This is a genomic window from Corynebacterium sp. HMSC076G08, assembly GCF_001811515.1.
In the GTDB taxonomy this organism is placed as follows: Bacteria; Actinomycetota; Actinomycetes; order Mycobacteriales; family Mycobacteriaceae; genus Corynebacterium; species Corynebacterium hiratae.
The window spans coordinates 1-10,761 of record NZ_KV805082.1 but is presented as its reverse complement, the minus strand read 5'-3'; the positions used below and the strand labels follow the sequence as shown (position 1 = coordinate 10,761).

The following is a 10,761-nucleotide window of genomic DNA, read 5'->3' as shown; positions in this document are numbered from 1 at the left end:
GCCTGTTGGCTGATGCTTGTGCACCGGGTGCTGGCGAGGGTTCCTCCAACTAAGAGAACCGTAGGATGTGTCTCCTTTAACAACACCGCTAAGGGAGGAGCGTTAACCTCCCACCCAACCTGAGAGTTGATGGAGTAGGGCATTGCTGCCGGGGCATAAGACTCCGGTAGCAACCCCTAGTTCTCAACTTGCTTGTATTTGTTTGATACTTTTGTTTATTTGATATTTCCGAAATACATTTAGTTATTTCATTAAGTCTTGGGTCTCCACCGAAGCTTTTCCTTTCCTTAAGCTGCGTGTGTGGAGGCTCATGGCCACTGGCATCTTTGCCGGTGTGCAAGTACCCCGTCGCGTAGGTCAGAGGACGCGGCGGGGTACATTTTTGTGTTTTGATGTGATTCGCCGTCGTCTTCTGATGAAATCGCCTTAGTCTTCGTTTGTCGCGGCTTTTGTTGCCATGCTGGGTATGCTTTCTAAAGCTCGTGCCACTGCTTGAGGCGTTCAAGCAGGATGCGGTCGGAATCCACCTTGGCCTCGCGGTTGGCTGCGATTGTGCCGCCCATCATTGTTTTCCAGGAGGAGCCGATGAGTTGGTCGATGCTCTCGTGAAAGAGGTGGCCGGCGTCTTTGTAGATGTGGGGCTCAAGGTTCTGGTTTTGTGCGGCTAGAGCTTCCGCGGCAACGTCGCCTTGCCACATGGCGTCCTCGGTGCCGGCGAACAGAAGGCCGTTGCCTTGGAAGTTGCTCAGGTCGATGACAGACTCGGGGCTGGCTGCAGCAGCGTCGGCCTCATAGCCGGCGCGGTAGGACACGGGCAGACCAAGCGCGAAGCGGAGCATAACCTTGCCCATTTCTTTTCCTTGTAATTTCGCAAAAGGAACGGGCTCACCGTGCCAGGAGAAACTACTCGTGGAGCCGCTGCCGCGCTGGTAAGTCAGACTGCCGTAAGTGTGGTGCGCAGGCGTGTAGAGAACGATGTTGTCGATCTGCGGGTAGCGGGCGGCGAGATTGCCAGTAAGCTCCGCGCCCTTGGACGTACCGATAACAGTCAGCGGTCTGCTGCCGTTGCCGTGCTCCTCAGCGTAGGCGAGGACCTCGTCAAAGAACTCGAGTGGGACCCCGTCGATGAATTCCTTTTGCCCGGGCTTGCCAAAGAAGTACAAGGCGAGCACATCGTACCCGGCGTCACGTAGCATTCGTGCCTGTTCCACGTTGGCACCGCCGTCCGAGCCGCCGAATACGATGACGGTGCCTGGATGTGTCTGTATGGATTGTTGTTCCTGTCCGGTGGCTAGCGGCGTGAGGTGGAAGCCCTTCATGTAGCGGCCGTCAATTCTTGAAACGCCCTCTTCTTTGAGGATGCGATCATCGCCACCTGCTGGTGGTTTGGGGGCAGCAAAACGCCTGGAGTTGATGGAGCGGATTACACAGACACCGGCGGCGGGAACAGCGATGCACACAAGAGGTATGCCGATTGCTTTGGAGATGACTTTGATTGCGGGCATAGAGGGACGAGATCCTTTGTGATTGGCTTTCACTCCAGTTTACTGATGCTTTTGGTTGGTGAAATGTTGTCCGCTGGCTTGATGGAGTGCTGGTGGCATGGGGGAGTAGTGAGGCTGCAGTGTGCTCTTAATGGTCCGGCTTGCTAAGATGTCAGTGCTTTTGAGCGTGCTGAGCCGGTTCTTATTAGTGCTGGCGGCTGTACATAAAACAACAAATTAAACATCGTCACGGGTGCTTCCTCGTTCACACTGTGTTCTGCCTTTGAGGCTGCGTATGGGTGTCTCCGGAGGAGGCTGAGATGCCGCAGCGCAGCGGCGAACCGTCGAACCTGATCCGGATAATGCCGGCGAAAGGGAGGAATCATGAACTCTGTATCTCATGGTGGATCTGTTAATGGCGCAACTGCGAATGGCGCTGCTGCGCCGCGCAGTTTGAATTGGCGCGTCGTCGACATCGTGGTGGCCTCCGTGCTGGGTGTGGCGTGTGGAATCGTGTTCCTAGCGTGGAACACGGTGGGCTATGCCTGGTTCCAGGCCATGGATGCGCTCACGCCAGGCCTGGGTGGCATTGCCACCGGCATTTGGCTTCTTGGTGGTGTCGTTGGCGGTTTGATTATCCGTAAGCCGGGTGCCGCACTCTACGTGGAGCTGCTGGCGGCCATCGTGTCGGCGGTGCTGGGCTCCCAGTGGGGTATTAGTACGTTGTACTCCGGCATCGCGCAGGGCATTGGTGTGGAGATTGTGCTGGCCATCTTCCTCTACCGTCGCTTTAGCCTGGGCATTGCGATGCTCGGCGGCATGGCAGCGGGCTGGGGTGCGTTTGTGCTGGAGCTGTTTACCTCCGGAAACCTGGGCAAGACCCTGCAGTTCAACATCATCTACCTCGTCACGCTGAGCATCTCCGGCGCCATTCTGGCAGGAGCCGTGGGCTACATCGTGGTCAATGCGCTGGCGAAGACCGGTGCGCTGGACCGTTTTGCGGTCGGCCGCGAACAGCACAGTGCTTAAGCAAACGTTGCTTGTTGTGCGTTGCTTGCTGTGGATGCTTGTTGATTGTTGATGCTGAGCATTGACTGGTAGCTGAAGTAATGGCTGTTGCAAGGTGGCTGGTGGCTGATTCTGATGGCTGATGTGGGTTCGGTAGAAGATATGTCCGCGGGCGCGACGAAGCTTGTCGCACGCGGCTATGGCTGGACGCATGCGGGGAGGCGTGCGCCGGCGCTGGCGGATATTGACTTGGTTATATCACCGGGGGAGAAGGTCCTGCTGTGCGGAGATTCCGGGTCCGGGAAGTCCACGCTGCTGGCGGCCATTGCGGGCGTGTTGGGCGGCGATGACGAGGGCACCCGGGTGGGGGAAATCCTGCTGGAGGATGCCTCTGGTCACATCGAGCCGCCCGGCCGGACGATTCCGGTGGGCTTGGTGCTGCAGGACCCAGACTCCCAGGTGATTGCCGCGCGCGTGGGCGATGACGTTGCCTTTGGTTGTGAGAATTTGGCCTATCCGCGCTCTGAGATTTGGCAGCGGGTGTCGGCGGCGCTGGAGATGGTGGGGCCGTATGTCGATTTGTCGTTTCCCACGGAGCGTCTGTCCGGCGGGCAGAAGCAACGCTTGGCTTTGGCGGGTGTGATTGCCATGGGCGCGGGCATGGTGTTGCTCGATGAGCCGACGGCGAACCTCGACCCGGAGGGCGCGCGCGAGGTTATTGAGGCCGTGTCCACCATGGTGGAGCGCACCGGGGCCACCCTGATCGTGGTGGAACACCAGCACGCGGCGTGGAGGGGTGTGCTTGACCGTGCGATTGAGCTGAAGGATGGGCGCATCGTCGCCGACGGTCCCGTGGAGGCTGTTGTTGCTTCGCGCTCTATCAGCGGTTTGCCGCGGGCGCGGGATGCTGGCGGGACGTCGCCAAGCAGCACTGGAAGAGCACCCGAATCGGCGGCGCTGTGGAGCACGGACCTGGTCACCCGTTTCGGGCCGCCGCGCAGCTACGCGCTGCCCCGGGGGATGTCCACGGTGATTACCGGGCCGAATGGTGCGGGCAAGACCACGTGGCTGATGACGGTGGCGGGGTTGCTTCCAGCAGTGGCCGGGGAGATTGGTGTGGCAGAGTACGTGCGGCGGGGGCTGAAAGGCTCGCCGGCGACGTGGAAGTCCCGGGAATTGGCGGACCGCATTGGCTTCGTCTTCCAGAATCCCGAGCACCAATTCGTCGCCCGCACGGTGGCAGAGGAGCTGCGCGTGGCACCCCGTGTCATGCACCGCGAGGTGCCGGAGGGGCGCATCGCGGAGCTCGTGGAGGCACTACGCCTGGGGCATGTGCTCAACGCCAATCCGTTTACGCTCTCCGGAGGGGAGAAGCGCCGGTTGTCGGTGGCCACTGCGTTGGTCACGGCGCCGGAGGTGCTGCTTCTCGACGAACCCACCTTCGGCCAAGACCCCCACACCTTCACCGAGTTGGTGTGGTTGCTGCGGCGCATGGCGGATGAGGGGACGACGATTGCGTCGGTGACCCACGATCCGTTGTTCATCTCCGCATTGGGTGACCACCGAGTGGAGGTGAGCCGTGGCTGAGACAACTACGTCGTCGGCGAACGCAGACGGCGCTGGTCGCGCCGATCGTGCTGGCCGTGCAGGTTTACTGCACGGCGTGAACCCGCTGACCCGAATTTTCCTCATGTTCGTGTGGGTGAGCCCGCTGTTGCTCTCCGTGGATTGGGTCTCTGCGGCAGTGTCCTTGGCCATGACTTTAGTTTTTGCGCCCCTGTGCGGGGTGTCGTGGCCGCGCCTGTTTAAAGCTGGCTGGTTCCTTTTTCTTATCGCTCCGTTGTCCGGCATTTCGATGCTGCTTTACGGCGCACCGGGCGGGCGGGAGTACTTCAGCTGGTGGCTGATCACGGTTACGGACAACTCGATGGAGCTGGCCATCGCCATTACGATGCGCGTGCTGGCGGTGGCGCTGCCCATGGTGGTGCTGGCGCGGGATATTGACCCGACGGAGTTGGGCGACGCCCTCTCGCAGATCCTCAAGCTACCTTCCCGCTTCGTCATCGGTGCGGTGGCCGGGGTGCGCATGATGACGTTGTTCAAATCCGATTGGCAGTACCTGGCCATGGCGCGGCGCGCGCGTGGGCTGACCGACGAGGGCCGCATCAAGCACCTCATCACCATGTCCTTCGGGCTCTTGGTGCTAGCCCTGCGGCGCGGGGGCAAGCTGGCCACGGCGATGGAGGCGCGCGGTTTCGGGCGAACCCCACCGGGCGGTGGGCAACGCACATGGGCGCGGCCGTCCCGCCTTGCCAGCAGAGACTGGCTGGTGATGGTGGTGGGAACGGGCCTTGCGGCGCTTCCGGTGGTAGTTTCGGTTCTCAGTGGGTCCTGGAGATTCTTCGGACTCTAGGACGACTCTCTCAAAGCTGCACGCTAGACGTACCCAGAAGTGGTGAAGAAATACATGCAGGACGCGGACCGCACGGCCGACCAGGACAGCGGTAAGGACACTGCCCAGACGCACGCCGCCGAGATGGATCGGCTCTTGGCCGATGTGGTGGCGCTCGCTGCGTCGCGCAAGCGCCCGATGCGCCCGGTCACCGTGCTTATCGACGGCCCCTCGGGCGCCGGCAAGACCTGGGCTTCTGCAGCGCTGGCTGAGCGTACCGGGTGGCGGGTAGTCCACCTTGACGAGTTCTACCCCGGCTGGCATGGGCTGCAAGAGGGTTCAGAGATGGTTTCAGAGCAAGTGCTGCGGGAGAATAACCCGGGCTATTGGCGTTGGGACTGGGAAGCCAATGCACCGAAGGATTGGGCGAGCCTGGATGAGCGCGACGATCTGATTGTCGAAGGCGTGGGTTCTGTCACCGAGGCAACCGTGGCCGCCGCCAAAGAGCGCGGCTCCGTGGTGACGGTCCGTATCGACGGGCCACGCGAGAAGCGTCGCGAGCGTGCCCTAGAGCGCGACCCCGGCTATGAAGAGTGGTTTGAAACCTGGGAGAGGCAGGAACAAGAACACTTCTCCGAGCGCGCGGTGGAGGCGGACCTGACCTGGGAGTGGCGCTAGCGGTTGGGGATTTGGGCAGATCAAAGGGGTGGTGGTAGTCTGTCCAAGGTTTCATCTTTATAGGAGATGAAAAGTCTGATCGGTATCTCAACCATCCGCTGGGAGAGATTCGTTCTGGACATGCGGAAGGGCCCCGGAGAAGAGCCCCTATTTTTGCATGTTTGGACGTGTGAAAGCGGTCAGTTCAAGCCGAAGTCATAGAGAAAGACTAGATTTATGCCAACTATTCAGCAGCTGGTCCGCAAGGGCCGCCACGACAAGAAGGCCAAGGTTGCTACGGCCGCCCTGAAGGGCTCCCCGCAGCGCCGTGGCGTGTGCACCCGCGTGTACACCACCACCCCGAAGAAGCCGAACTCGGCTCTGCGTAAGGTTGCCCGTGTGCGCCTGACCTCCGGTATCGAGGTTTCCGCCTACATTCCGGGCGAGGGCCACAACCTGCAGGAGCACTCCATGGTGCTCGTCCGCGGTGGTCGTGTGAAGGACCTCCCGGGTGTTCGCTACAAGATTATCCGCGGCGCACTGGATACCCAGGGCGTGAAGGACCGTAAGCAGGCTCGTTCCCGCTACGGCGCAAAGAAGGGACAGTAATCAACAATGCGTAAGAATGCTGCACCGAAGCGTCCTGTAGTTAAGGACCCGGTTTACAACTCCGAGCAGGTCACCATGCTCGTGAACAAGATCCTGCGTGACGGCAAGAAGTCCACCGCTGAGCGCATTGTGTACGGCGCTCTCGAGGTCTGCCGTGAGAAGACCGGTACCGACCCGGTCGGCACCCTGGAGAAGGCCCTGGGCAACATCCGCCCGGACCTCGAGGTTCGCTCCCGTCGTGTGGGCGGCGCTACCTACCAGGTTCCGGTTGAGGTTAAGCCGGCACGTGCCAACACCCTGGCTCTGCGTTGGCTGGTTACCTTTACCCGTCAGCGTCGTGAGAACTCCATGATCGAGCGTCTCGCAAACGAGATCCTCGATGCATCCAACGGCCTGGGTGCTTCCGTGAAGCGCCGTGAGGATACTCACAAGATGGCTGAGGCCAACCGCGCCTTCGCTCACTACCGCTGGTAATCCCTCCGGTATAACCCGCCACATGGCATCATGGCTCGAACAGCGATATCATCGTTTACCTGCGCTGACACTGCGTGTTCTCGCTCCCCTTGGCGGAGCGCTCCACGCTAAACAGTGCGGAACCTAAACTTGAATAGCGTTGTTCGGGCCATTTTTATGGCGTGGGCTCCACGTCTCACGCTGACGTAGAAGCCCAGACGTGGCAAAATAGACCAAGACCTATCCATGAAGACGTCACCTATGTTTCGTCAGTGCATAACTGGCGTCGGCGTCGACGACAATTAAGTTGGGGTATTAACTGTGGCACAAGAAGTGCTTAAGGATCTGAACAAGGTCCGCAACATCGGCATCATGGCGCACATCGATGCGGGTAAGACCACTACCACCGAGCGCATCCTCTTCTACACCGGTATTAACCGTAAGGTCGGTGAGACCCACGATGGTGGCGCCACCACTGACTGGATGGAGCAGGAGAAGGAGCGCGGCATCACCATTACGTCCGCTGCTGTGACCTGTTTCTGGAACAACAACCAGATCAACATCATTGACACCCCGGGCCACGTGGACTTCACCGTTGAGGTTGAGCGCTCCCTGCGTGTTCTCGACGGCGCTGTTGCTGTCTTCGACGGCAAGGAAGGTGTGGAGCCGCAGTCCGAGCAGGTGTGGCGCCAGGCTGCTAAGTACGACGTCCCTCGTATCTGCTTCGTCAACAAGATGGACAAGATGGGCGCGGACTTCTACTTCACCGTCCAGACCATCATTGATCGCCTCGGCGCTAAGCCGTTGGTCATGCAGCTGCCGATCGGTGCTGAAGATGACTTCGATGGCGTCGTCGACCTGATCAACATGAAGGCGCTGACCTGGCGCGGCAAGGTAGAAACCGGAACCGAAGCCACTATCGAGGAGATCCCTGCCGAGTTGCAGGAGAAGGCTGAAGAGTACCGCGAGAAGCTGCTCGAGACCGTCGCTGAGTCCGACGAAGAGCTCATGGAGAAGTACTTCGGCGGCGAAGAGCTGACCATTGAGGAAATCAAGGGCGCTATCCGCAAGCTGACCGTGAGCTCCGAGATCTACCCGGTCCTCTGCGGTACCGCTTACCGCAACAAGGGTGTCCAGCCGCTGCTCGACGCTATTGTTGACTACCTCCCGAACCCGCTGGACATCGGCGAGGTCAACGGCACCTCCCTCGACGGTGAGGAGACCCTGACTCGTAAGCCTTCCGTCCAGGAGCCGTTCTCCGCACTGGCCTTCAAGATTGCCGTGCACCCGTTCTTCGGCAAGCTCACCTACGTGCGTGTCTACTCCGGCCAGGCTATCCCGGGCGAGCAGATGCTCAACTCCACCAAGAACAAGAAGGAGCGCGTGGGCAAGCTCTTCCAGATGCACGCGAACAAGGAGAACCCGGTCGAGCACGCCGACGCCGGTAACATCTACGCGTTCATCGGCCTGAAGGAAACCACCACCGGTGACACCCTGTGTAACCCGGACAACCCGATCATCCTTGAGTCCATGGACTTCCCGGATCCGGTTATCCAGGTTGCTATTGAGCCGAAGACCAAGGCTGACCAGGAGAAGCTGGGTACCGCTATCCAGAAGCTCGCTGAAGAGGACCCGACCTTCACCGTTCACCTCGACGAGGAGTCCGGCCAGACCGTTATCGGCGGTATGGGCGAGCTGCACCTCGACGTTCTGGTTGACCGCATGAAGCGCGAGTTCAAGGTTGAGGCCAACATCGGTAACCCGCAGGTTGCTTACCGCGAGACCATCCGCAAGAAGGTCGAGTCCCTGGAATACACCCACAAGAAGCAGACCGGTGGTTCTGGCCAGTTCGCAAAGGTTATCGTCACCATCGAGCCGTACAACCCGGAGCCGGAAGAGCTGGAAGAGGGCGAGTCCGCAACCTACAAGTTCGAGAACTCCGTCACCGGTGGCCGCGTTCCGAAGGAGTACATCCCGTCCGTCGACGCTGGTATCCAGGACGCCATGCAGTACGGCTTCGTCGCTGGCTTCCCGCTGGTGAACATCAAGGCCACCCTCGAGGATGGCGCTTACCACGACGTTGACTCCTCTGAGATGGCCTTCAAGCTCGCCGGCTCCCAGGTCCTTAAGGAGGCCGTCGCTAAGGCTAAGCCGGTTCTGCTGGAGCCGATCATGGCCGTTGAGGTTGTGACCCCGGAGGAGTACATGGGTACCGTCAACGGTGACATCTCCTCCCGTCGTGGCCAGGTCTTCGCTATGGAAGACCGCTCCGGCGCCAAGGTCGTCAAGGCTAAGGTTCCGCTGTCCGAGATGTTCGGCTACATCGGTGACCTGCGTTCTTCCACCGCTGGCCGTGCAAACTTCACCATGGTCTTCGACTCCTACGCTGAGGTTCCGTCCTCCGTGGCACAGGAGATCATCGAGGAGCGCACCGGCGCCAAGGCCTAACTTTTAGGCCCCTGCCGCAAAGGCGTACATGCGGGGCTGGTAGTCTTCGCCAGTGGAAGACCAGTTCCGCGCCTTGGGGTAGCGGTCGGCTGAGCGCACACGCTTGATGTGGGTTGAGCCGGCCGTTACCCTCCCAGGATCCGTTAATTTGATTCTTGTCGAGGGTCAACGTCCGCACGTGTTGGGCGGGGTTACCTCCTATTTAGGCAGTTTGAAAAAACTGCGGCATAAATCTAGGATCGTGTAACTGGCACGTAAGAAAGCGTCATTAGCGCTTATGAGCTTCGGCTCGAAGTGCCAATGGCAATACAAACCACGTGGCTGCGAAATACGTAGCCGCCATAGAGTCCAGGAGGACAAACAGTGGCAAAGGAGAAGTTCGAGCGTACGAAGCCGCATGTGAACATCGGCACCATCGGACACGTCGACCACGGCAAGACCACCACCACCGCAGCGATCACCAAGGTTCTGGCTGACGCTTACCCGGAGGAGAACACCGCTTTCGCCTTCGACATGATCGATAAGGCTCCTGAGGAGAAGGAGCGCGGTATTACCATCAACATCTCCCACGTTGAGTACTCCACCCCGAAGCGCCACTACGCACACGTGGACGCCCCGGGCCACGCCGACTACATCAAGAACATGATTACCGGTGCTGCTCAGATGGACGGCGCTATCCTGGTTGTTGCTGCAACCGATGGCCCGATGCCGCAGACCCGCGAGCACGTTCTGCTGGCTCGCCAGGTTGGCGTTCCGTACATCCTCGTTGCACTGAACAAGTGTGACATGGTTGACGATGAGGAAATCATCGAGCTCGTCGAGATGGAGATCCGTGAGCTGCTCGCTGAGCAGGACTACGATGAGGAAGCTCCGATCGTTCACATTTCCGCTCTGAAGGCTCTTGAGGGCGACGAGAAGTGGGTACAGTCTGTTATCGACCTGATGCAGGCTTGCGATGACTCCATCCCGGATCCGGTCCGCGAGCTGGACAAGCCGTTCCTGATGCCGATTGAGGACATCTTCACCATTACCGGCCGCGGTACCGTTGTTACCGGCCGTGTTGAGCGTGGCTCCCTGAACGTCAACGAGGACATCGAGATCATCGGCATCAAGGAGAAGTCGATGTCCACCACCGTTACCGGTATCGAGATGTTCCGCAAGATGATGGACTACACCGAGGCTGGCGACAACTGTGGTCTGCTTCTGCGTGGTACCAAGCGTGAAGAGGTTGAGCGTGGCCAGGTTTGCATCAAGCCGGGCGCTTACACCCCGCACACCAAGTTCGAGGGTTCCGTCTACGTCCTGAAGAAGGAAGAGGGCGGCCGCCACACCCCGTTCATGGACAACTACCGTCCGCAGTTCTACTTCCGCACCACCGACGTTACCGGCGTCGTCAAGCTGCCTGAGGGCACCGAGATGGTTATGCCGGGCGACAACGTTGAGATGTCCGTAGAGCTCATCCAGCCGGTCGCTATGGACGAGGGCCTGCGCTTCGCTATCCGCGAGGGCTCCCGTACCGTCGGCGCTGGCCGCGTTACCAAGATCCTGGGCTAATTCTTGCTAGGGCCTAAGGCCCTTCCTGATTTAGCAGGTCTGTGAGCCGCTCAATCCCTGATGGGGTTGGGCGGCTTTGGTGATCGTGGGCCTACTAGGCTTGAGAGTTATGTTCGACCCAACCGGCTTAAGGGACATTTCGTGTGGATTTGCGGC

Annotated in this window: 9 protein-coding genes and 1 riboswitch; of the genes, 8 read left to right on the top strand and 1 reads right to left on the bottom strand. The window is 59.9% G+C overall.

Features of this window, described 5'->3' with window-relative positions; genetic code table 11:
- Window positions 1-473 precede the first annotated feature (473 nt).
- Window positions 474-1,505, bottom strand: a complete 1,032-nt coding sequence (locus HMPREF2806_RS11380) for an acyl-CoA thioester hydrolase/BAAT C-terminal domain-containing protein (RefSeq protein WP_070517777.1) — start codon at window positions 1,503-1,505, stop codon at window positions 474-476.
- 264 nt (window positions 1,506-1,769) lie between these two features.
- A riboswitch (TPP riboswitch) is annotated at window positions 1,770-1,881 on the top strand.
- Here HMPREF2806_RS11380 and HMPREF2806_RS11375 point away from each other — a divergent pair.
- The 8 genes from HMPREF2806_RS11375 to tuf all read left to right on the top strand — a co-directional run bounded on the left by HMPREF2806_RS11375 (window position 1,869) and on the right by tuf (window position 10,605).
- Window positions 1,869-2,513, top strand: coding sequence for an ECF transporter S component (locus tag HMPREF2806_RS11375; protein WP_070511301.1), 645 nt, complete (start codon window positions 1,869-1,871; stop codon window positions 2,511-2,513). Its footprint overlaps the riboswitch before it by 13 nt.
- Window positions 2,514-2,627: 114 nt before the next feature.
- Window positions 2,628-4,079 carry an ABC transporter ATP-binding protein gene (locus HMPREF2806_RS11370; RefSeq protein ID WP_070517776.1) on the top strand — a complete coding sequence of 484 codons (1,452 nt, stop codon included), beginning with the start codon at window positions 2,628-2,630 and terminating at the stop codon, window positions 4,077-4,079.
- A gap of 103 nt (window positions 4,080-4,182) precedes the next feature.
- On the top strand, window positions 4,183-4,905 hold the full coding sequence (locus HMPREF2806_RS11365) for an energy-coupling factor transporter transmembrane component T family protein (protein WP_049157369.1): 723 nt from the start codon (window positions 4,183-4,185) through the stop codon (window positions 4,903-4,905).
- A gap of 54 nt (window positions 4,906-4,959) precedes the next feature.
- Complete coding sequence (locus HMPREF2806_RS11360) at window positions 4,960-5,562, top strand: nucleoside/nucleotide kinase family protein (protein ID WP_049157363.1); 603 nt, start codon at window positions 4,960-4,962, stop codon at window positions 5,560-5,562.
- Between the two features lie 216 nt (window positions 5,563-5,778).
- Entirely contained in the window at window positions 5,779-6,150 is a 372-nt protein-coding gene (rpsL, locus tag HMPREF2806_RS11355; protein ID WP_005286791.1) for a 30S ribosomal protein S12, read from the top strand.
- Window positions 6,151-6,156: 6 nt separating this feature from the next.
- Window positions 6,157-6,624, top strand: coding sequence for a 30S ribosomal protein S7 (gene rpsG / locus HMPREF2806_RS11350; protein WP_046648491.1), 468 nt, complete (start codon window positions 6,157-6,159; stop codon window positions 6,622-6,624).
- Between the two features lie 300 nt (window positions 6,625-6,924).
- Window positions 6,925-9,051 (top strand): elongation factor G, encoded by a 2,127-nt coding sequence (gene fusA, locus HMPREF2806_RS11345; protein ID WP_046648490.1) that lies wholly within the window; start codon window positions 6,925-6,927, stop codon window positions 9,049-9,051.
- A 363-nt stretch (window positions 9,052-9,414) separates the two neighbouring features.
- Entirely contained in the window at window positions 9,415-10,605 is a 1,191-nt protein-coding gene (gene tuf / locus HMPREF2806_RS11340; protein ID WP_046648489.1) for an elongation factor Tu, read from the top strand.
- Window positions 10,606-10,761 lie beyond the last annotated feature (156 nt).